The 20,749-nt window shown below is 68.9% G+C and carries 19 protein-coding genes and 1 pseudogene; 7 read left to right on the top strand and 13 right to left on the bottom strand.

Features of this window, described 5'->3' with window-relative positions; genetic code table 11:
• Window positions 1–132: 132 nt before the first annotated feature.
• Window positions 133–618 (bottom strand): S26 family signal peptidase, encoded by a 486-nt coding sequence (locus tag LNW72_RS21670; RefSeq protein WP_250976926.1) that lies wholly within the window; start codon window positions 616–618, stop codon window positions 133–135.
• A 495-nt stretch (window positions 619–1,113) separates the two neighbouring features.
• Here LNW72_RS21670 and LNW72_RS21665 point away from each other — a divergent pair, with 495 nt between their 5' ends.
• The 3 genes from LNW72_RS21665 (at window position 1,114) to LNW72_RS21655 (ending at window position 4,113) form a co-directional block, all read left to right on the top strand.
• Window positions 1,114–1,674: a hypothetical protein gene (locus LNW72_RS21665; RefSeq protein ID WP_250976925.1), complete on the top strand. Its 561-nt coding sequence runs from the start codon at window positions 1,114–1,116 to the stop codon at window positions 1,672–1,674.
• A 68-nt stretch (window positions 1,675–1,742) separates the two neighbouring features.
• Complete coding sequence (locus LNW72_RS21660) at window positions 1,743–3,491, top strand: ABC transporter ATP-binding protein (protein WP_250976924.1); 1,749 nt, start codon at window positions 1,743–1,745, stop codon at window positions 3,489–3,491.
• A 103-nt stretch (window positions 3,492–3,594) separates the two neighbouring features.
• Window positions 3,595–4,113 carry a MauE/DoxX family redox-associated membrane protein gene (locus LNW72_RS21655; protein ID WP_250976923.1) on the top strand — a complete coding sequence of 173 codons (519 nt, stop codon included), beginning with the start codon at window positions 3,595–3,597 and terminating at the stop codon, window positions 4,111–4,113.
• On the opposite strand, the gene LNW72_RS21650 is transcribed toward LNW72_RS21655, so the two are convergent.
• The 11 genes and pseudogenes from LNW72_RS21650 to LNW72_RS21600 form a co-directional block, all read right to left on the bottom strand.
• Window positions 4,080–4,514, bottom strand: a complete 435-nt coding sequence (locus LNW72_RS21650; protein ID WP_250976922.1) for a hypothetical protein — start codon at window positions 4,512–4,514, stop codon at window positions 4,080–4,082. The genes LNW72_RS21655 and LNW72_RS21650 overlap by 34 nt on opposite strands.
• 85 nt (window positions 4,515–4,599) lie before the next feature.
• The gene (locus LNW72_RS21645; RefSeq protein WP_250976921.1) at window positions 4,600–6,927 is read right to left on the bottom strand and encodes an AfsR/SARP family transcriptional regulator; all 2,328 of its coding nucleotides are present in this window, start codon (window positions 6,925–6,927) and stop codon (window positions 4,600–4,602) included.
• A gap of 98 nt (window positions 6,928–7,025) precedes the next feature.
• Window positions 7,026–7,188, bottom strand: a pseudogene (locus LNW72_RS42115) (IS3 family transposase); the annotation flags it as partial.
• A 29-nt stretch (window positions 7,189–7,217) separates the two neighbouring features.
• The gene (locus LNW72_RS21640) at window positions 7,218–8,396 is read right to left on the bottom strand and encodes an MFS transporter (RefSeq protein WP_285370571.1); all 1,179 of its coding nucleotides are present in this window, start codon (window positions 8,394–8,396) and stop codon (window positions 7,218–7,220) included.
• An 11-nt stretch (window positions 8,397–8,407) separates the two neighbouring features.
• Window positions 8,408–9,238: an NAD(P)H-binding protein gene (locus LNW72_RS21630; RefSeq protein WP_285369673.1), complete on the bottom strand. Its 831-nt coding sequence runs from the start codon at window positions 9,236–9,238 to the stop codon at window positions 8,408–8,410.
• Entirely contained in the window at window positions 9,235–9,876 is a 642-nt protein-coding gene (locus LNW72_RS21625; protein ID WP_250976920.1) for a hypothetical protein, read from the bottom strand. Before LNW72_RS21625 ends, LNW72_RS21630 begins: the two co-directional genes overlap by 4 nt.
• On the bottom strand, window positions 9,873–10,799 hold the full coding sequence (locus tag LNW72_RS21620; RefSeq protein ID WP_250976919.1) for a zinc-binding dehydrogenase: 927 nt from the start codon (window positions 10,797–10,799) through the stop codon (window positions 9,873–9,875). The genes LNW72_RS21625 and LNW72_RS21620 overlap by 4 nt, the downstream gene beginning before the upstream one ends.
• Window positions 10,800–11,052: 253 nt before the next feature.
• Entirely contained in the window at window positions 11,053–11,811 is a 759-nt protein-coding gene (locus LNW72_RS21615; RefSeq protein WP_250976918.1) for an SDR family oxidoreductase, read from the bottom strand.
• Between the two features lie 78 nt (window positions 11,812–11,889).
• Complete coding sequence (locus tag LNW72_RS21610) at window positions 11,890–12,789, bottom strand: LysR substrate-binding domain-containing protein (protein ID WP_308402146.1); 900 nt, start codon at window positions 12,787–12,789, stop codon at window positions 11,890–11,892.
• 114 nt (window positions 12,790–12,903) lie between these two features.
• Window positions 12,904–14,991: a BTAD domain-containing putative transcriptional regulator gene (locus tag LNW72_RS21605; RefSeq protein ID WP_250976916.1), complete on the bottom strand. Its 2,088-nt coding sequence runs from the start codon at window positions 14,989–14,991 to the stop codon at window positions 12,904–12,906.
• Entirely contained in the window at window positions 14,991–15,674 is a 684-nt protein-coding gene (locus tag LNW72_RS21600) for a rhomboid family intramembrane serine protease (protein ID WP_250976915.1), read from the bottom strand. Before LNW72_RS21600 ends, LNW72_RS21605 begins: the two co-directional genes overlap by 1 nt.
• 176 nt (window positions 15,675–15,850) lie before the next feature.
• On the opposite strand from LNW72_RS21600, the gene LNW72_RS21595 reads away from it, so the two are divergent.
• Complete coding sequence (locus tag LNW72_RS21595; RefSeq protein WP_250976914.1) at window positions 15,851–16,618, top strand: SDR family oxidoreductase; 768 nt, start codon at window positions 15,851–15,853, stop codon at window positions 16,616–16,618.
• A 355-nt stretch (window positions 16,619–16,973) separates the two neighbouring features.
• On the top strand, window positions 16,974–17,636 hold the full coding sequence (locus LNW72_RS21590; protein ID WP_250976913.1) for a hypothetical protein: 663 nt from the start codon (window positions 16,974–16,976) through the stop codon (window positions 17,634–17,636).
• Between the two features lie 320 nt (window positions 17,637–17,956).
• Here LNW72_RS21590 and LNW72_RS21585 read toward each other — a convergent pair whose 3' ends face one another.
• Window positions 17,957–18,592 carry a DUF998 domain-containing protein gene (locus LNW72_RS21585; RefSeq protein WP_250976912.1) on the bottom strand — a complete coding sequence of 212 codons (636 nt, stop codon included), beginning with the start codon at window positions 18,590–18,592 and terminating at the stop codon, window positions 17,957–17,959.
• Between the two features lie 163 nt (window positions 18,593–18,755).
• Here LNW72_RS21585 and LNW72_RS21580 point away from each other — a divergent pair, with 163 nt between their 5' ends.
• Together LNW72_RS21580 and LNW72_RS21575 are read left to right on the top strand one after the other, a co-directional pair.
• Window positions 18,756–20,063, top strand: coding sequence for a histidine kinase (locus LNW72_RS21580; protein WP_250976911.1), 1,308 nt, complete (start codon window positions 18,756–18,758; stop codon window positions 20,061–20,063).
• The gene (locus tag LNW72_RS21575) at window positions 20,060–20,710 is read left to right on the top strand and encodes a response regulator transcription factor (protein WP_250976910.1); all 651 of its coding nucleotides are present in this window, start codon (window positions 20,060–20,062) and stop codon (window positions 20,708–20,710) included. The genes LNW72_RS21580 and LNW72_RS21575 overlap by 4 nt, the downstream gene beginning before the upstream one ends.
• Window positions 20,711–20,749 lie beyond the last annotated feature (39 nt).

Genomic DNA, 20,749 nt, shown 5'->3' with positions numbered 1-20,749 from the left:
CAGCCGGCCGAGGCAGTCTTCCGGCCGATCATGGCGGTCAGAATTCGGTCGCCGAGGTTGCGGGTCATTGCTGCTTCCTTCAGGGTTGGTAACGGATCTATGTATCCCGTTGCTTAAGGCGCTGAAATTGCATCAGGCCTCGCGACGGAAATCTGCGGGACGGTTTTGCGGCCGCGCGGAGCCGACAGCCTGTCCGGCTCGCGGGCGCAGCACTTTGCCGACGATTTCGGCGCCCGCCACGTAGCCCCACTGCTTGGAGTCCTCGCTGGCCCGATGGCGGCCCAGCACCAGGTATCGGCCTTCGGGGGTGCTGTCACCTGCGGCGGCGCCGGTGACACCGACGAAGAGCTCGGGCACCCGATCGCCCGGTGCGGCCACGACGTTTTTGATGAACAGTCCAGGGGTGCGACCACGGTCTCCACCGCCCGAGCGCCTCACGACGACCACGTCGTGCACTTTCGGGCGGCCGAAAAGCCCGCCCTTGACGGCCAGTACGCGATCCCCGTCGTAGTACTGGGGCTCCATGCTCCGACCTCGCACGATGACGAGAAATATCATGCAACGTGCCGCAGCGAGAAGCGCAAGGAATGCAATGGATATGGAGATGATGAGATTCATGGGTACGGGAGGTTCAATCATCAGTAGTAGCTAGGGATATCGTCAATGTTAGACGTAGTCACCGTACGGCGAGGATCGACGTTCCGCCCTGACCGGTGCACTGTTTCCCCGGCCCGGGCGGTTGAATGAGGCGGTTCGATGCGTCATGAGTATTGAACATATCCTGCGGGTGGGCCGGAATAATTCGCCGACGGGCCGGAAGGGACGATCAATGCTGATCCTCGGTCTCGGACTTCGAGTCGGAAGATCGAACGTCGAAACCGTACAGCTTTTTGCCACCCGCTTGGCAAGAGGAATATCAGGGATGTGATGCGCATCACACTCCGAATGGATGTGAGCTGATTCTCGCGACCCGTTCCCGGCGAGTAGGGAATGAAGAGGAAATGCAGAGGGCGACTGGGCAGAATAAGGCGTGCATTCGACAACCGTCCTCCGCCGCTCTCGATGGCGGGGCCCAAGTCTGAAAATCCGCAGGCCACATAGTTAGGGAAGACAATGCTTGTCACGTTGTGCGTGCTCGCCGCGGTCCTCGGGATCGCCACAGCGCTCAACCTCTCTCTCACCTTCGCCGTCATCCGCCGGGTGAAGGACATCGAGGCCGGCTCGGGCGAAGGCGGTAGGAAGCTGCCGCCCGTAGGCCTGTCGGTAGGCGAGTTCCGCGCCGAGACCGTCACCGGCCGACCGGTCGCCAGAACTGACGTCGCGGCCGGTGAGCGATTCGTGGGCTTCGTGATGGTGGGCTGCGGTCCGTGTGCCCAGTTGATCGAATCACTCGACGGTGACGGCGGCTTGCTGCGCACCGGCGGCACCGAGCCACTCTTCTTCGTCGTCGGTGAGGCGGGCTCGGAGGTGATCGCGGCCAAGCTCAGTGCGGTAGGGGAGGTCGCCGTGCTGGCGGACGAGACGGAGGTCGCCGCCGCGTTCGGGAATGTCGCCTCCTACCCCACTCTGCTCAGGCTGCGTGATGGGGTGGTCACCCACGCCGGTCACACTCTCGACGGCGTGGGACTGTCGCTCCCGGAGGGCCGGCCGGTGCGGTCCAGGGAGACCGTGTGACCTCGCGGGCGGCGGCCCGTCTGCGAGTCACGGGCCGAGCACTCCAGCTGGGCTGGCATGCCGCCCCGATGGGAATGGTCGGCCAGCTTTTGCTGGCTTTGCTCTCCGGTGCCGTCCCTGCGGGGGCCGCCTACCTCGGCAAGCTGCTGGTCGACGATCTGGCCGCGCCCGGCGCGGAGAGCGGCCGGGTAAGCCTTCTGGCGGCGGGCGTTGCTGCGCTCGCCGGCCTGTCCGCTGTCCTCAGTTCGGTCTCCGCCCTGACAACGGCCACGACAGGGCAGGCCGTCAACCTCAGGGCACAAGACCTCCTGTACCGCCGTATCAACGACTTCCGCAGCCTCCGGCCTTTCGAGGACCCGGAGACTCAGGACACCATCAGGCTTGCCGAGCAGTCCGCACAGAATGCTCCCCGCCAGGTGCTCGACTTTCTGCTGGCCACCGTACGCAGCAGTATTACCGTCGCGGGGTTCCTGGGCGCCGTCCTTGCGCTCTGGCCGCCGATGGGGCTCTTGCTGGTAGGCACTGTCGCGGTCTCGGTCGCGGGTCAACTGCGGCTGGCGCGGCAGCAGGCCGACACCACGAAGTCCATGATGGCCACCGCACGGCGCCAGTTCTTCTACCGGGCGCTGCTGACGGACCGTCGGGCGGTCATGGAGGTGCGACTGTTCGGCGCCGGCCCGTTGATCCATCGCCGGGCGATGGACAACCTGCGACAGACCAGTGCCGCCACCCTGGCGGTCACCCGGCGCGACGCCGCCGTCCAGTCGGCCCTGGCCGTGCTCGGCGCCGCGGTCGCCGGGGTCGCCGGGGTCGTCATAGCCCGGCAGGTGCTACGAGGAGGCGTCACCCTAGGTGAGATGACCCTCTTCACCGCAGCGGTGGCAGCGATCCAGGGGGCACTTTCCTCCGTGCTGATGCAGCTGGGCCGCACAGACGAGGCACTCCAGCTGTTTGCCCGCTACCTCACTTTGCTGCGGATGCCCGCCGATCTGCCCAGCGGCGAGCTGGTGCCGCGTGCACTGCGCCAAGGCATCGAGTTCGATGGCGTGTGGTTCCGCTACAAACCTGACGACCCGTGGGTGCTGCGAGGCCTCGATCTCATCCTGCCGTATGGACAGGCAGTCGGGCTGGTGGGTGCCAACGGCGCGGGCAAGAGCACCCTCGTCAAACTGCTGTGCCGCTTCTACGATCCCGAACGCGGGCGAATCCTGTGGGACGGGCAGGACATCCGAACTCTGTCGGTGGACGAACTCCGCCGCCGGATCGGGGCCACCTTTCAGGACTACATGACGTACGACATGAACGCCCGGGACAACATCGGCATCGGCTCGCCGGAGCTGATGGATGACCTCGAACGGGTTCGCACCGCCGCGGCTCGAGCCGACATCGACGAGACAATCGCCGGATTGCCCCGAGGATACGACACCATGCTCAGCCGGATCTTCCTGGACGCCTCGAACGAGAAGGGGGTGCTGCTCTCCGGCGGCCAGTGGCAGCGGGTCGCACTGGCCCGCTCGCTGTTTCGGGAGGACGCCGAGTTGCTGGTCCTCGATGAGCCGAGTTCCGGTCTCGACCCGCTTGCCGAGCAGCGCGTGCACCAGGCCCTGGCCCGCCATCGCGCCGGACGGACCAGTCTGTTGATCTCCCACCGCCTTTCGGCACTCCGCGATGCCGACACCATCGTAGTGCTCGCCGGCGGGCAGGTCGTCGAACAGGGCAGGCATGAGCAGCTGATCGAACACGGCGGCCAGTACGCAGAACTCTTCGCCGCCCAGGCCGAGGGATACCAGTACGCGCTGTCCGAGGAACCCCGGTGAGACGGCACCGGACGTGGTCACCCCACCTGCATCGGCTACTACGCGGCCCGATCCATCGAAACACTGAGACGTCTCTGAGCCCGCACCACATCTGGAGGACGACATGACCGTCACCGAGCTGGCCGCCCGGGTCATGCTGGCCGTGGTCTTCGCTGTCGCGGCGATCAGCAAGTGCCGCAGCCGCGCGACGATGACCAGGTTCACGGCGGGGCTCGACGACTTCGTCTGGCTCCCGGCCCGGTTCCGAACACCCACCGCGATCGGAGTGGTGATCAGCGAGCTCGCCGCGGTGCTGTTGTTGTTCACCCTGCGGGAGGCGGGAGCCGCCCTCGTGCTTGGTCTCCTCGTCGCCTTTACGGTGGCCACTGTCCAGGCGGGGCGGGCCGCTGCCTGCCGCTGTTTCAGCTCGGCTACCACTCCAGGGACGGGCAGTACCGCCGCATTCGTGACGCGCAACGCACTGCTCGCAGCCGCCGCGTTGGCTGCCGGGCTGCTACCCGGCGGTGCCGAGACCCTGCCCGTGTGGGGAGCTGCGGCGGGTGCCGGGGCGATAGCGGGAGCCGTCACCATCGGCTGGGACGAGCTGGTCTACCTGCTGGGCGACTCCGCCACGTCCGCCTGATCGTCTGCGGCGCGCCGGGGGAGCGAGTCGGGGACCCCTCGCAGTTCGGCCCGCACCTCGTCCGCCGTGGAACTCCCGACCTCCGACAACACCTGCACAGCCTCGCGCCAGGCATCACGTGCCTCGTCAATCGAGCCCCTCATGGTGAACGTGATTCCGATCTGGTCCGGTATCTCGCCCACCAGCAGTGGATTGCCGGCACGGCGGGCGCCGGCGAGCGCCTCACGGCTGAGGGCAAGCCAGTCCTCCCCCGCGCCGAGCCGCACCGGGGCCGGACCAGATGGCCACGGACGCGCCTGCTCGTGGGCGCCCAAGTTCGATCGGGTCAGGCCGAGATTACTCAACGCCAATGCCGGCATGCAGCGGTAGTCGAGGTCCCGCGCGGATTCCACTGCCGCCACGCCGACACGTGCGGTCTCGGCCAGCAGCCCGAGATTGAGTTGGTGATTCCCGAGATCGAGCCGATTTCCGGCAGCCCGCCGGGTCTCACCGTGGCGGACGGAGATCGCAATTGCCCGCTCGAACGGGTCCGCACTCCGAGGATCGAGCCGCGTGGAGTAGGCGATTCCCAGGTTTGGCGGCGATCGCCGCAGCCTCCAACTCCATCCCAACCTCTCGCGCCGCGTGCTCACCCAGCTGCTGGGTTTCCACCAGCAGATCGAGACGGTGGCGCCTCATCAGATACGTGGATATCGAGGACGATAGTTGCCACACCACGCGGTGATCACGCCGCGCCACGGCCAGCCGGATCAGTGACGCCACAGCCTCTATCTCCTGGTCGAACCAGCGCAGCGCCTCGTCCTGGTCCTCGAACGGCGACAGACCCGACGAGAGATGCTTAAGATCCGGTACAACCCTCGCGCCACCGGGAGTGAGGACTTCGTGAGCTGAGGCTGAGGCACTGATGTACCAGTCGAACAGCCGATCCATGGCTAGCTCCTCCTCGGCCGGTGACAACGGCGCCACCTTCCGGCTGTACAGCCGCACCAAATCGTGCATCGAATATCGGTCGTGCTCCGTCTGATCGAGCAGATGGACCGCATCGAGCGCGCGAAGCGACTGCCGCACCAGCACCGAAGATGTCCCGCCAAGCGTTTCCTGCCGCCCGGCGACTGCCTCGGCGGCTGCGGAACCCAAGCTCGCTCCGGGATGGAGGCTGAGCACCCGGAACAGCCGGGCCTGCTCCGCAGTCAACCGCGCATACGTGTGATCCAGGGCCCGGGACACCGTGTGATCTTCACCCGGCAGACCCAGGCCGGCCAGCCTTCCCTCCTCCGGGGTCAGCTCGGCTACCAGCACAGCTACTGGGATCATTGGTTCCTCGACCAGCCGTACCGCAGAAATCCGCAGAGCGAGCGGCAGACCGCCGCACAACCGGGCCAGATCCCGGGCTGCACCCGGGGCAGCCTCAACCCGCGGAGCCCCGACAATCTGACCGAGTGCCTCCACTGAATCCTCCAGCGTCAGCAGCCCGAGCGGGATGGACACGGCACCTGTCTCCGTCACCAGCCTGCCCATCTTTCCGCGACTGGTCACGAGGGCGAGACACTGTGCCGTCCCGGGAAGAAGCGACCAAACCTGCTGGTAGTCCCGTGCGTTGTCGAGGACCACCAACATGCGGCGGTTGGCCATCCGGGAGCGATACATGTCCTCGCGGTGCGCCATGTCGGCGGGGATTTCGTACCCGGGGACGCCCAGCGCCACCAGGAACCGTTCCAGCACCCGGCCGGGGACCTCGGAGTCCACCGCATCGTAGCCGTGCAGATCTGCGAACAGCTGACCGTCAGGGAAGTCGCCGACCCTGGAGTGGGCCCATCGGAGCGCCAACGACGTCTTGCCCACCCCGGCCGGACCACTTATCAGCGCGACGCCGGTGTCACCCGGTGCGGAGCCGACCAGAATTCCGAGCTTGGCCAACTCTGCACCCCGCCCAACGAATCCTGCTGTCGCCCGGGGCAGCTGAGCAGGACGATGAATTCGGAGCTCGCGGTCGGCCAGGCTGTCGCTCACCGGGGCGGGCCGAACTGGCACAGCGGGCCCGGACGGTTGCGGCGAAGACTGCGGCGAAGACTGCGGCGGGAGGGTACCCCTCAGAATGGCAGCCTCAAGCTCCACGAGGCGCTTCCCAAGGTCCAGGCCGTACTCGTCGGCTAGCAGTCTGCGCAGCCTGCGCACTACCGCAAGAGCGTCGGCCTGCCGTCCACTGCGGTAGAGCGCCACGGTCAGGCGCTCCGCGATCGACTCACAGGCCGGGTACTGGTTCAACAGGTTGGTGAGCTCCGGAAGCAGCTCATGGTGCCTTCCGAAGCTCATCTCAAGGTCTGCCAGCAGTTCGTATGCGACGAAGCGTTCTTCCTCCAACCGAGCGCGGGCCGGTCCCGCGAAGGGCGCCTCCAGCCCGGTCAGCGCATCCCCACGCCAGAGGCCCAGGCCGGACCGCAACAACCGGGCCGCCTCCTCCTTCTCGCCGCTCTCGGCGAACTCTCGTGCGGCGGTGAACCGTCGACTGAACTCCGCTGAGTCAAGGTCCCCCTCCGCCACGCGCAGCCGGTATCCGGACCCCTCTGAGGACAGCCCTCCGGCAAGCTCGTCCGGTAGCCCGCTGCGCAGTGCTGAAACCGCTGTGTGAATCTGGGCACGGGCGGTACGCGGCGGTTCCTCGCCCCAGAGCCCGTCGACCAGTTGCTCGGTGCTGACCCACCGATTGGCGTGAAGGAGAAGAAAAGCGAGTACGGCACGTCGCCTCGGACGGGCCACTTCAACGAGTCGGCCGAAGGACTGGACCTCCAACGGCCCGAGAATCGCGTAGGGCAAGGCAAGCCTCAAATCAGTGGTCGAGCAACAAGCGAACATCCCTCACCCGATGTCGTCTGAGGGGCCTTGTGCTTCTCGGACAGTGGTTTGATGGGCTTCTACGCCGCGAATTGCCTTTGCTCGTAGTCGGATTGGACCTTCCGAGGGGTCCTGTAGCCGAGCCCGGAGTGGAGGCGTTGGCGGTTGTAGAACACTTCGATGTAGCGGATGATCGCGCGTTGGGCGTGTGCGCGTCGGAAATGCGGTGCGGTGAACGAGTTCGAAATGACCTCGTTCGGGATCGCGTCTCACTACTCGGGTTCGGTGAGCCAGCCCCGCCGGCGGATCAGTCCATCGCGGAGCTCCAGGTTGCGCCGTGTTCGCCGGGTGGTCAGGGCGGCGGTCAGCGCGGTCAGGCCGGTGATCGCTGCGAGGGCGGCGAAGCCGAAGCGAGTATCGCTGTGGTCGGTGAGCGTCGCGACGGTGAGCATGACCAGGATGGTCGAGGTGAGTCCGATCGCGTTCGCCCGGCCGAAGACCCGGCCCACCTGGTCGTACGGGGCCGCCTCCAGCAGCAGGGCCCGGCTGGCTATCCGGGCCTGGCCGAAGCTCCATGCACCGAGGAAGACCGTCGCGGTGAGCACAGTCGGGCCGAAGTGGGGCTGCAGCGCCAGCATCGTGTCGTTGACCAGGTAGCCGACCAGCGCGATGCGCAGGTCGGGAAATCGATTGATCCGGCTGTAGGCGAAGGCGGCGAGCAGGAACCCGGTGCCGCCGACGGCATCGATGATCCCCAGCAGACCCGGCCCGTCGGCCAGTTCCTTCAGCACGAGGATCGGCAGGAGCGCGTTGAAGACAGTCACGACGATGTTGCCCTGGGCGTACAGCAGGATGAGCGGCCCGACCGGCATGCGCGAGCCATCGCCGCCCACCGGCTCGCCGGGCGCGGTGGACAGCGGCTTTGCGGGCCGCCTGCCGACTTGGTAGACGAAGAGCCCGGAGACCGCGAAGGTAGCCGCGTTGAAAGTGAACAACAGGTCGGGTCCGAGGCCTTGCACGGCCCATCCCCCGACCGAGGCCGAGAGGAGCGAGCCGGCCTGGAGCGCGATCTCGTACCGGGCGTTGAACCGGCGGAGTTCACCGGATGGCACTCGTTCCTTGATCAGAGCCGCGCTCGTCGGCATGAACAGCGCGCTGACCACGGCGAGTGCGAAGTTCGAGCCGTACACGATGTGGCTGCTGTGGCCGCCCAGCGGAAGGGCGAGGGCGGCCACAGCGCTGGTCAGGTCGCAGCCGAGCCAGAGCCTGCGCCGGTCGAACCGGTCGGCGAGCCGGCCGAACCACGGGGAGAGCACCGCCTGGGGCAGCGCGACCGCGATGAACAGCCAGCCGACCGCGAGCATCGTCCCGTTCGCCCGGACGAGCAGCAGCGTGGAGGCGATCAGCTGGATGTTGTTCCCGAGCGAGGTGACGAACGTCGCCGGGACCAGCAGCCGCGCACTCAGGAGAACGCTCCGGCGTGGGCGGTCGCCCAGTCCTCGAAGGTGCGCGCGGGGCGGCCGGTGACGACCTCGACCGTCGGCAGGACCGGGGCGTCGTCGAAGTCTCCGTCGGAGAAGAACCGGAAGAAGGCGTCGACGTACCGTTCCGGGACCGTACGGCTCATCTCGGCCCGCGCCTCGGCGTCGGGCTGGGCGCGGAACGTCAACGGGCGGCCGAGGACCCTGGCGAGGGTCGCCAGGCGGTCGGCCGGGCGCAGGGCCTCGGGGCCGCTGATGTGGAGGTGCCTGCCGTGGTAATCCGGGTCGTTCAGCACCGCCGCCGCGACCGAGGCGATGTCGTACGGGTCGATGACGGCGATCCCGACCTCGGCGAAGGGCGCATGGACCTCGTCGCCGTCGCGGAGTTGCGGGACCCACTCGAAGGTGTTCGACATGAAGCCGCTGGAGCGGAGGATCGTCCAGCCGACTCCGGACCCGCGGACCGCCGCCTCGGAGTCCTGGTGCATCGCCACGATCGCGTTCGCCGGGTCGCCGCCTGCCACCGACCGGGACGACAGCAGAACGACGTGTCCGGCCCCGGCCGAGCGGATCCGGTCCAGGACGCCGAGCATGTCGGCGAACCCGCCGAGAAGGAAGACGCCCTCCACTCCGTCGAGCGCACCGGTCAGGGTCTCGGCGCGGTTCAGGTCCCCGGTCACGACCTCCACGCCCGGCCGGGCCTCGAACCTCTCCGTGTCGCGGATCAGCGCACGCACCGGCCGTCCGGCCGCGGCGAGCACGCCGACCAGCTCACCGCCGACATTGCCGGAAGCCCCCGTCACCAGGATCATTTCTCAGCCTTTCCGTTGTTCTCGAAGTCCAGGGCCAGATAGCGGGAGTCCTGGTACCGGCAGAAGAGGGTCATGCAGACCACGGCCGCGGGGACGCCCAGCGGCACCATGAACGCGGTGTGCTCCCGCCCCGAGATCGACACTGCGACAAGGACCGCGCCCGCCCCGGCGACGATGCTGTTGATCGCGGCGACCATGCTCGCGGTGGTGGACAGCCCCAGCAGCCGGCTCCGCCGGGTGCCGAGCGAGGCGAGCACCTCGGCGCGCTCGTCGTGGCGGGTCCCGCCGCCCCACTCGGTGAAGAAGTACGGCGCCCGGGGATCCAGTTCCCGGTAGTACTCGCGGATCCGGGCGATCCCCGCGAGGTACCGGAGGTTCTGGACGCCCGTGTCGACCAGCCGCACCGAAGTGAAAAAGCCGAGGATCAGCAGTGCCGGGATCAGCGTCGCCACGAACGGTACGAACATGTGCGGAGACTGGGCGGCGAAACCGGTCGCTACCAGCGAACTGGAGAGCGCCGCCAGATAGAGCGAAGCCCGGCCGGTGGACTCGCTGACCGTGGTGGAAGCCGCCGACTGCAGGACGAAATGCTCTGTCACCAGGGCCGACATGAACGCGGCCTGATTGTCGTCGCTCATCGGGCCGGCACATCGAAGACGGCCTTGCCCCGCAACGTACGGCCGGTCAGCGCGTCTGCGGCCTCGGCAAACCGCTCCCACGAGCCGTGCCAGCCGATGGCTGCCCGGAGCCGCCCTTCCGCGACCAGCTTCAGCAGGACCTTGAGCTGCTGCTGCCGGTCGGTGATTCCGCCGCCGTTGAAGACCGAGGTGATCGATGTCGGATCCTTACGGCCCAGCGTCGACCCGGCAGGGAAGAGCGCGGCCTGCCCGGAGGCCCAGCCGACGCTCTGCACGTTCCCTCCCGAGGCCAGCAGCGCGTACGCCTCGACCAGCTGAGGCCCGCCCACCATGTCGATGATCACGTCGACCGGCTCCGCCACCCCGTCCAGGCCGAGAACGACCTCGGCCGCGCCCAGCTCTGCCAGACCCGTGCCGGAGGTGCGGGAGCCGACCGAGGCGATCACGTGCGCGCCGCCGATCGCGGCGAGCTGCACTGCGAACGAGCCGACTCCCCCGGACGCCCCGGTCACCAGGACCCGCCGTCCGGCGATCGGCCCTGCCTGCCAGACCGCGCGCATCGCCGTACCTGCCGCCACCGGTAGGGTCGCCGCGACCGCCAGGTCCACCGAGTCCGGCACCACCGCCACATCGGCGCTGTCGACCGCGCGGAGCTCAGCCCAGCCGCCGCCTTCAGCGAAGGAGACAACCCGGCTGCCGACCGCGGGCCCGCTGCCGTCGGCGGCCGCCGCGACCACGATGCCCGCAGCATCGAAACCGGGAACCGCCCCCGGTTCCGACAGCCCGGCGAACCGCAGTTCGGCAGCGTTCAGCGAGGAGTTCAGAACCTCGATCAGGACCTGTCCGGGGCCCTGCACCGGGACCGGTGCCTCGCCGAACCGGATCTTCGAGTGGCCGGCCGGATCAACGATCAGGGCGCGCATGGAACGGTCCTCCTTCATGGGTTCCGCGGCCAGGAGCCGAGGAGCCGGGTGGGGGCGGGCATTACGGTGTAGGTCATCGCGAGGGTGCAGAGCCTGGTGACGGCCAGATTCCCCCGGAGCACGAACCGGTCCCGCCGGCATCACCGAACCGACGAGGACGGCCAGGACCACGACAGTCGGAACCGTCTGCCTCAGTTCGGACTTCTGGTGACCCCGGATCCGGGCATGAACGTGTGCTCCTGGAAGCAGGTGGTCAGAACATCGCGCCGTTGGCGCGCACGGTCTGGCCGGAGACCCAGCCGGCCTCGGCGCCTACCAGCCAGCCGACGACGGGCGCGACGTCCTCGGGCAGGCCGAGGCGGTTGCGGGGGCTGTGATGGGTGGCGGCCTCGATCGACTCGGGCGTCTCCGCGCCCCGGTAGAACGAGTCGTCGATCGGGCCGGGAGCGACCGCGTTGACCGTGATGCCGCGCACCCCGAGTTCCTTGGCTGCGGCGAGCACCATGCGCTCGACGGCGGCCTTCGAACCCGAGTACAGCCCGTACGGGCCGGTCATGATCGAGGTCAGCGTGGTGGAGAGCACCACGTAGCGCCCGCCGTCGGCGAGAGCGTTGGCTGCGGCCCGCAGCGTGTTGAACGCGCTCCGGGTGTTCAGATTGATCAGATGGTCGAAGTCCTCGTCGGTGAAGTCGGCGAGCGGCTTCTTGATGACCGCGCCCGGCGTGTGGACGACGATGTCGATCCGGCCATGGCGGGCCACAACGTCGTGGAACAGTTCGTCGACGTCGGCCGAGGAAGTGGCGTCGGAACGGACCGCCTCGGCCGTCACGCCGTGCTTTTCCAGGACGGTAACGGTGTCGAGAGCAGCCTGCTCATTGCCGAGATAGCTGATCACGGTGGTGGCGCCGCGGGAGGCGAGGTTCTCAGCGAACGCCGCTCCCTGGTTGCGCGAGCCGCCGACCACGAGAGCGACTTTCCCTTCGAGGTCACGTACCGGTACGGATGGGGGCATGGGCTCGTCCTTTGCCAGGCTTGAGGGGAACTGGGCCAGTGTGGATTTCGGCCGATCGCCGGGTCCAATACGCATCAGCTATCGACTGATGCCCGAAGGGTCTGTCGGGATCAGCCAGGACTGGGCGCTCGCGGTCGCCAGGACCGTCTGGAGCAGGAGCAGCCCGGCCGGGCACAGGTCGTCGGGACGCCAGAAGATGTCAAGGTCGATCGGTGGCAGATCCTCGTGGAGCGGCACCGAGACGAGATGCCCCGGCAGATGCGGAGCCACCGATCTCGGAACGAGGGTGAATCCCTCACGGCCTCGGAGCGGGGTCCGCCGCAATCCCGGCAGTGGATGCTCCCAGAGCGGGAAGTCCGCCTCGGCGGCGCCGAGCGCCTCCACCACCTGGTCGTAGTAGCCCGGAGCGAGATGCCGCGCGAAGAAACAGAACGTCTCGCCGTGCAGGTCGCCGAGCGAGATGGCGGGAACGGCGGCCAGCCGATGCCCGGCGTCCACGATCGCCACCAGCGGCTCACGACGCAAGACGGCCCTGAGCAGGCCGTCACGCTGGACCATGCCGTACGACAGAGCCAGGTCCAGCCTGCGATCGCGCAGCGCCAACTCCAGATCGGGCGTCCAGGCCTCGCGTGCGTCCACCTGGATGCCTGGATGGCTGTCGTGGACGGCCGCCAGCAGCCTCGGCACGGTGTCATAGCCCGCGACCCCGACGTAGCCGAGCCGGGCATGCCGGGTGCCGGCTGCCCTCAACGTGCGTTCCACCAGCCCGTCGGCCTCGGCCAGCAGCAGCCGGGCCGACTCCACGAAGACCTCTCCCGGCACCGTCAGCCTCGTCGGCCGTCGGTCGAACAACCGTACCCCCATGGCACGTTCCAGATCCCGGATCTGCCGACTCAACGATGGCTGCGCGAGATGCAGCCGTGCGGCCGCCCGCTGAAACCCTCCCTCGTCCGCCACCGCGATCACGTACCGGAGCACCCTCAGATCCACCTGCACACTTCACCCCTCGATCAATGGAGAAGGACCACCCCGCCGGTCACACCCCGGTGGACAGGGTCGTGGAGACGCCTGGCAAACCGCTGGTAGCGCGTGTCAGCGATTCAGGTCGCCCTGGCCGCGGGCGAGTTCGGCCTGGGCCTGACGGAACCGGGCCAGGGCCGAACGGCTCGGGCAGACCCCGGCCGGGGCAGGCGGAGGACCTCCGTCCACCAGGTCCAGGACCCGGTGGAGCCACAGGTCCGCCTCAGCACGGCACCCTCGGAGCAGCCAGTACCAGACGAGCGCTCCGCAGAGCCTCAGCAACCGTTCGACGTCACCGGCCGAGATCGCCCAGTCGAGGGCCGCCACGCAGTTGTCGTTCTCGACGATCAGCCGGGCGATCCAGTCGGCCTGTTCCGAGGTGCGCAGCATGGGTTCGGCTCGCTCCACCAGGTCCAGGAAGTAGTCGGCGTGAGTCCTCGCCACCGCGGTGCTCTCCCCCGCCGCCGCCAGTTCCTCGGCGGCGTACGCCCTGATCGTCTCCAGCATCCAGTAGCGCTCACCGTCGGTCTCCACCAGGGACTTGTCCACCAGCGAAGTGAGCGTTTCGAGCACGTCGCCGCCGCAGACCCGCTCGGCGCTGTCCATGGTCGCGGTTCCGGAGAAGACCGAGAGCCTGCGGGCGAGTTCGCGCTCAGGGCCGGTGAGTGACTCCCAGCTCCAGGCGACGACGGCGCGGAGGGTCTGATGCCGGGGCAGCGCCGCCCGGCTGCCGCCGGTCAGCAACCGGAACCGGTCATCGAGCCGGGCCGCGATCTGAGCCGGGCTCAGCGCCCGCAGCCGGGCGGCGGCGAGTTCGATGGCGAGCGGCAGACCGTCCAGCCGACGGCAGATCGCGCAGACGTCCGCGCAGTTGTCCTTGTCGAGGACGAAGCCGGGCCGCACGGCCACGGCCCGGTCGGTGAGCAGCCGTACGGCCGGGAAGCCGGCCGCCTCGGCCACGGTGGCGTCGGCCGGCGGAAGCGCCAGCGGCGGCACCGGGCAGAGCATCTCGCCGTCCACCCCGAGGGGTTCCCTGCTCGTGCAGAGCACCGTCAGCTCAGGACAGCGGGCGAGGATCCCGTCGATCAGCGGGGCCACCGCCTGCAGCAGGCGCTCGCAGTTGTCGACGATGAGCAGCAACCGTTTGCCGGTCAGCACCGCCACGAGCTGGTCGGACGGGTCGCCTTCGAGGATGTCGCGGACGCCGAGGGCCGACAGTATCGCACTGCCCACCGACGCGCCGTCGGCCACCGGGGCGAGCTCGACCAGCCAACTCCCGCTGGGCCAGCGGTCGGCCAGCCGGATCGCCGCCTCGCAGGCCAGCCGGGTCTTTCCGACTCCGCCAGGGCCCACCAAGGTGACCAACCGGGTGGCCTCGAGCAGCGCACCGGTCCGGACGACCTCGGCGTCCATCCCGACGAAGCTGGTCAGCCTGCTCCGTAGATTGGTCGGCGGACCGACGGGGAGCATCGTGATCCGCAAGGCCTCGGCCAGAGCGGGCGACGGATCGACTCCCAGCTCCCCGGCGAGCAGGTCCCGGGTCCGTTCGAAGGTCTCTGTCGCCTCGGATCGCAGCCCTGCCGCCGCCTGGGCCCGGATCAGCCGGGCCGCGAGGGACTCGCGCAGCGGCTGCGCGGCGGCGGCCGCCGCGAGTTCCCGGACGAGCTCAGCGGCCCGGCCGAGAGCCAGGTAGGCGTCCGCCCTGGCCTCCACGGAGTCGAGCCGCTGGTCCTCGAGGAACCGGAGCTCCGCCGGGGCGGGGCCGCGCCAGAGTTCGAGCGCCTCGTCGAGCAGGGCCGCCGCAGAGCTGGCGTCGCCACGCCGCAGGGACACTCGGCCCTGGGCGGCGAGCCGGGTGAAGCGCTGGACGTCGACGTCCTCCGGCTCGATCGCCAGGGCGTAACCGGAAGCCCCCGCCACGATCGGAAGCTCCGGGCCGAGGGCGGCGCGCAGCCGTTTCACCAGCGTCTGCAGCGCGTTGGCCGCGTTCGCCGGAGTCCGTTCACCCCAGAGTGCGTCGACCAATTGGTCGGCGGGGACCGTCCTTCCCGGTTCCACGGCGAGGAGGGTCAGCAGCGTTCGGACCAGCGGACCTCCGACGTTGACCGGCGTTCCGTCGGCGCGCAGGACCCTGACCGGGCCCAGCAGTGCGACCCACATCAGACGTCACCCGGCTGGTGCACCTTGACCGACAGGAGCACGGCGAAAATACCACCGAGGAGAAGCGCCGGACCGTGGATGTTCTCGGCGGCGGTCAACCCGACCCCGACCGCGGCCACAGCCAGGGCCGTCGGCCGGCCGACGGCCACCCGGTTCTCCGCGCAGATCCGGATCAGCACCGAGCCGGCCACACAGACGAGGGCCGACAGGAGGTAGCCGCTCGACCAGAGGGTGCCGACCAGGGCTCCGCTCCAGAACAGCAGCGCCTGCGCCGTGTATCCGGGCAGAGATGCGTCCTCCTGCCAGAGTGCCAAGGCGACCGCACCGGCCAGCCCGCAGACCGCGATGGAGTTGCCACCGCCGACCGGCTGCCAGGCGTATCCGACGAACTCCGAGGCCAGGCCCACCCCGAAGTACTGCAGGAGCCAGCGCGGCCTCGACAGCGTCTGCTCGGCGATCGTGCCGATCACCAGCAGGAAGACCAGGTTGGTCACCGCGCCGAAGATACCGCCGTCCTGAACGAAGAGCGCGGTGCCCGTACGCCACCAGCCGCCGTGCAGGCCGGCCGGGGTCCGCTGCAGATCCTCGAGGACTCCGTGCGCCGAGAACTGCACGACATCGACCCCGAGAGTACTCAGGAACACCGCTGTGGTCAGCATCGGAAAGCGCTTGAAGATCGGCATGCGGCAAGTATCAAGTCGGAACGGAGGCCTGCGGCAGAGCCGACCGGTCCTGCTCTCGCCAGTACAAATGTCCCGCCGACGAGAGACTCCTGAGGCATCGACCGGTAGCCCACAGGTCTTGGACCGGGTAACGCCGCTGACCGAAGAATCGGACCGACTGAAAAGGGGACCTCACCATGAGCTATACCACCCTGTCCGGCAGGACGGCCGTCATCACCGGCGCGGCGAGCGGCATGGGCGCCGCCGCGGCGCTGCTCCTCGCCGAGCACGGCGCGAGCGTGGCTCTCCTGGCCCGCCGCGAGGAACGCCTCAAGGAACTCGCGGACCGGATCGATGCCGCAGGCGGCCGCGCGCTCGCGTTGCCCGTCGACGTCACCGATCGGGACGCCGTCACCGGCGTGGCCCGACGGGCCAAGGCGGAGCTGGGACGGGTCGATCTGGTGGTCAACGCGGCCGGGGTGATGCTGCCCAACCCGATCGAGCACGGCAGGGCCGACGAGTGGGCCCGAATGATCGACACCAATGTGACCGGTGTCCTGAACGTCATCGAGGCCTTCACCGCCGACCTGATCTCGGCAGCGGCGGACGGGCACACCGCTGACCTGATCAATATCTCCTCGATCGGGGCCCATGTGGCCTTCCCCGGCTACGCGGTCTACGGTGCGACCAAGGCCGCCCTCACTCAGCTGTCGGCCTCGCTGAGAACCGAGTTCGGCCCCCGTGACGTCCGGGTCACGAACATCGAGCCCGGGCTCACCGACACCGAACTCGGCAACCACATCGACAACCCCGGGCTCGGCTCGGACGGCCAGCTCGGCGAGCTCTTCGACCTCATCGGCCCGCTCACCGCCGAACAGATCGCCGACCTCGTCGCCTACGTCGCCAGCCGCCCCCGCACGGTCAACCTCCGCCAGATCGTCGTCCTGCCGACACGCCAGGCCTGAGGAGCCCTCAGGGTTACCGGAGCGCGACCCGGCACCACCGAAGGATTCGCCACGCCAGCGGCTGAACTCCCGTGCCATGAAGGCCGGATCTGCCGGACACGCCGGCGGGCGTTCCGACAACGCAGCGGGGTGCCGTAGCTGTCGTCGGGTGCCCCGCCAGGGACTACGGGACAGCCCTCAGTCGTCGTGTGGCGGCGGCAGGCGGCTCGTCGGGCTTGTGCCCGGACAGCCTGGTCTCGAGCTTTTCGATCTTCGATCGTACCGCCTCCGAAAACCCGTCGGTAAGCCCCGGCCTGCGGTTTCTTTCGACCCTGGTTGATGCAAGAATCAGATGTTTTTCAAGATCGGGGGACAAGTGGACGTCATCATTTTCAACCTCACCACCGCGGCACTGATGGTGCTCATGTTCCGCTGCGGGCTGGCGCTGCTCGGCGAGCGGCCGTGGGAGGGCCGGCCGGTGCCTTGGGCGGCCATCGCGGTGACCACGGTGGCCGTCGGGGCGGTGGTACTGCAGCAGGTTTGGAGCGGGGCAATGGATGCCCTCGACGCCGATCCTGCCAAGAGCGGGTGGTGGCGCGTCGTGACGTCGGTGTTCATGCAGAACGGCGGCATCGGCGGAACGGCCTGGAACCTCGCCACCCTCGCCGTCATCGCGGCCTTCGCGCAGTGGTACTGGAAGTGGCCTATCGCGACCGCGCTGTTCTTCGCGGGCATCCTGCTGCCGTCCTGGATCGACGCCCTCTTCGGCGAAGAACGCAGCACCGACCCGAGGAACTTCGCCGGCAGCTCCGGCGCGACCTACTTCCTCGGCTCGACCCTTGCCGCCGCCCTGCTGCAGCACGCAGCGAATCGCAATCAGCGGTTGCTCGCGCTCGCCGTCCCGGCCCTGGGCCTGGCCATGTGGTTCGGGCAGGACAACGGCCACGGCCTGGTCTCCGCCTACGGCTTCGTTCTCGGACTGGCCGTCCTGTTCGTCTCCCGCCGACTCACCGATCGTGTGCTCGTCGGATCCGCCTGAGGTCGCTCCGCTGATCCCCGGTTCAAAGGCCTCGGACGGCTCCAGGGGACGACAAGTCGTTCTGGTGGCAAGGCTGGTGGCCCAGCCTGCCCTGCTCCCACCCAAGGTCGACCGTTTCGGTTCTCGCGCGGTCGCGTCACTATGGTCTCGGAGGCTTCGTCCCATTGAGCTCCGAGCTGGTCACCCGCGGCGCCCGCCCCCGGGCAGCGATCGACCCGGCGAAAGTGCCGGGGCTGTCCCGTGCCTACCCTAAGGCCAGGTTCAGCTGTCGGTCGCCGCCCGGGTCCTCCGAACTCGCGGATCCGATGGATAGCGGCGAGTCAGGCTCGGCTCTGCACCCGAGAGCCTGTACGGAGCAGGAGGCAGCCGGTGACGAACGTCCATGCCTGCATGCCGAAGACCGCGAACCGTTCCATGCCGCCCATGCCCAGCCCCAGGTAGATCTGGGCGAAGAACAGGAACGTGGCCAGCAAGCCGGCGAGGCCGAGGCAGAGGGCGAGAACTCGGTCGGGCCGCCGCTGGTGCCGCCATCCGTGCAGGATCAGGCCGAGGTTACCGAAGACCGTGACGAGCAGCGCGCCCAGGACGTGCAGGTTCTCGTTGGAGTCCGCAGGCACGAACCCGACCATGATCCATGCGCCTGCCGCGACGCACAGGAGGCCCTGCGCAAGGCGCCGTTCCCACAGGGAGCCGATCACGATCAGGCCGGTCAGGAGCAGCAGTCCTTCCAGCGCGATCCCCACGTTCATCAGGTTGTGCAGCGGCGAGCAGACGTACCGCTTGTTGTCGCCCCACGGCCCGCACCGCAGGTTGCCCAGGTCGCTGACGTTGTTGCGCGACCAGCTGTAGGACGGGTTCTTCCAGCTCAGTTGAACGATCAGATGGATCAGGAAGAACTGGGCGGCGCCCACGATCCACGCCACCGCGCCCGCTCTCGTCCGTGTGGCCGTCGTCATCCGGTGCCCCTCTCAGTCGGTGTGAACACAACCGACGATGCCGGGGCGGGCCCCGTCCCGGCATCGCGGGGACGAGCCAAATCGGCCTCCCCCGTACGAGGGAGAAACGGGACGCTCGGATGAGTGGTGGCACACACCGGATGCACATTGAAAGGATCAGGGCATGTTGCGGATGCTGAGACCAGTGCTCCACGTGGGTACCTACGTCGGCTGGGTGTACGCCTTCACCGGCGCGCTGCTGGGGCTGCTGCCGGTGCTGCCCGCCGCGGCGGCCGCCGCCATCGTGCCGTCCGGGACGTTCCGTACGGTGGCGTTCAGCGTCGTCTACCTGCTGCTATTCGTCCTGCTCGGCTACCCCGAGGCCGCGCGGACGGCCTCAGTGCATGGGGCCAACCGGCTGCTCGGAACGGCCATCCCGGTGCCGATGCACGGCACCCGGTTCCGGGTCTCACGCTGGCTGCGCACGTCGGCCTGGCTGGGCGCGCACGCCTTCACCGGGGCCGTCCTCATGGTCGCGACCGCGCTGCTGCTCGTTCCGGCGCTCACGTTCCCCCTGGTGTGGCGGGACGGCGGCGACCGCGTCGACCTGCCCGGGGCGTCCGTCCGGGTCGGCGGCGGATGGGCGGGCGCCTGGAGCGTTCCGGTGGCGCTCGCCGCGCTGGCGCTGACGGTCTATTTGAGCGCGGCGGCCGTCGCTCTGCTGCGCGGATCGGCCCCGTTCCTGCTCGCGCACGGCGCCGCCGAACGCCTCACCTCCCTGGAGGAGCAGCGCGATCGGCTCGCCCGGAGCAACCAGCTGGCGCAGGAGCTGCACGACTCGATCGGGCACACACTCACCGCCTCCACGATCCAGGCCGCGGTGGCCGCCGAACTGATGGAGACCGACCCGGTCGCCGCCCGCCGCGCCCTGGCGGGCATCGAGGACACCTCCCGCGCCGCGCTCGAGGATCTCGACCACGTCCTGGGCGTCCTGCGCGCCGAACCCACCGCCGCCGATCCCCACCGGACCCTGGACGACCTGCGCGAACTCACTGAGAACGTGCGCGCCGCGGGCACCGCCCTGGACATCGAGGTGGACGGCGATCTCGCCGACGTTCCCGCCGACATCTCCCGCGAGGGCTACCGCATCGTCCAGGAAGGGCTCACGAACGCCATGCGCCACGGCGCGCCCGGCCGCATCACCCTTCGCCTGCGCATCGTGGGCCGCTGGCTGCGCCTGGACCTCGCCAACCCGATCGCCGTCGCCACGCCCTCGCGCGAGCTCCACGAGCCCGCGGGTGAAGCTACCGCTCCCTCTCCGCCTCCGCGCGGGCGAGACGGGATCACGAACGCCAGCACCGCGCCCCGTGGGCGGCGCGGGCTGGCCGGGATCGCCGAGCGGGCCCGGCTGCTGCGCGGCGAGCTCACAGTGGGCCCCGAGGACGGGCAGTGGCGGCTGTTGGCCCGGCTTCCGCTGCGGGACGGGCGATGAACGTCAGCGTCGTTCTCGTCGATGACGACGAGCTCGCCAGAACGGGGTTGCGCACGCTACTGACTGCCCGTGGCCTGACCGTGCTGGCCGACGTCGCCGACGGGACCCAGGCGCTGGCGACGGTCTCCGCGCACCGGCCGGACGTCGTCCTGATGGACATCCAGATGCCCGGCCTCGACGGCATCAAGGCCACCCGGCTGCTCCGCGCTGAGCTGGCCGACCCTCCCAGGATCATCATGGTCACGACGTTCGAGAACGACGAGAACGTCTACGACGCGTTGCTGGCGGGTGCGGACGGCTTCGTCCTCAAACGCACTCCGTCCCAGCAGATCGCCGACGCAGTCCGCACCATCGCGAAGGGCGAGGTGATGCTCTTCCCCGATGCGGTCCGCCGCCTCGTAGGCGCGCACGCCCGCCCCGTACGGCAGGCGGACGCCAAGCTCACCGAACGCGAACTGGGGGTCCTCCAGCTGATGGCGACCGGCCGCACCAACCGCGAGATAGCCGAGACCCTGGTCGTCAGCCTCGAAACCGTCAAAACCCACGTCAGCAGCGTCCTCACCAAGTTGAACGCCGCCAACCGCACCCACGCCGTGGTCCTCGCCTACGAGCACGGCCATGTCATCCCGGGCCACAGCGACCGCTGACCACCCGCTCGGCCCCCCGAGGTGTCGAGACTCGCACAC

The organism is Streptomyces sp. RKAG293, assembly GCF_023701745.1.
Lineage (GTDB): Bacteria > Actinomycetota > Actinomycetes > Streptomycetales > Streptomycetaceae > Actinacidiphila.
Note: the sequence above shows the minus strand (reverse complement) of the source record. Positions and strands in the feature narration are given on the sequence as shown.

Coding starts and splice junctions, on each gene's coding strand:
- LNW72_RS21670 (WP_250976926.1), bottom strand. CDS start 618: ATGAATCTCATCATCTCCATATCCATTGCATTCCTTGCGCTTCTCGCT.
- LNW72_RS21665 (WP_250976925.1), top strand. CDS start 1,114: ATGCTTGTCACGTTGTGCGTGCTCGCCGCGGTCCTCGGGATCGCCACA.
- LNW72_RS21660 (WP_250976924.1), top strand. CDS start 1,743: ATGGGAATGGTCGGCCAGCTTTTGCTGGCTTTGCTCTCCGGTGCCGTC.
- LNW72_RS21655 (WP_250976923.1), top strand. CDS start 3,595: ATGACCGTCACCGAGCTGGCCGCCCGGGTCATGCTGGCCGTGGTCTTC.
- LNW72_RS21630 (WP_285369673.1), bottom strand. CDS start 9,238: ATGATCCTGGTGACGGGGGCTTCCGGCAATGTCGGCGGTGAGCTGGTC.
- LNW72_RS21625 (WP_250976920.1), bottom strand. CDS start 9,876: ATGAGCGACGACAATCAGGCCGCGTTCATGTCGGCCCTGGTGACAGAG.
- LNW72_RS21620 (WP_250976919.1), bottom strand. CDS start 10,799: ATGCGCGCCCTGATCGTTGATCCGGCCGGCCACTCGAAGATCCGGTTC.
- LNW72_RS21615 (WP_250976918.1), bottom strand. CDS start 11,811: ATGCCCCCATCCGTACCGGTACGTGACCTCGAAGGGAAAGTCGCTCTC.
- LNW72_RS21605 (WP_250976916.1), bottom strand. CDS start 14,991: ATGTGGGTCGCACTGCTGGGCCCGGTCAGGGTCCTGCGCGCCGACGGA.
- LNW72_RS21600 (WP_250976915.1), bottom strand. CDS start 15,674: ATGCCGATCTTCAAGCGCTTTCCGATGCTGACCACAGCGGTGTTCCTG.
- LNW72_RS21595 (WP_250976914.1), top strand. CDS start 15,851: ATGAGCTATACCACCCTGTCCGGCAGGACGGCCGTCATCACCGGCGCG.
- LNW72_RS21585 (WP_250976912.1), bottom strand. CDS start 18,592: ATGACGACGGCCACACGGACGAGAGCGGGCGCGGTGGCGTGGATCGTG.
- LNW72_RS21580 (WP_250976911.1), top strand. CDS start 18,756: ATGTTGCGGATGCTGAGACCAGTGCTCCACGTGGGTACCTACGTCGGC.
- LNW72_RS21575 (WP_250976910.1), top strand. CDS start 20,060: ATGAACGTCAGCGTCGTTCTCGTCGATGACGACGAGCTCGCCAGAACG.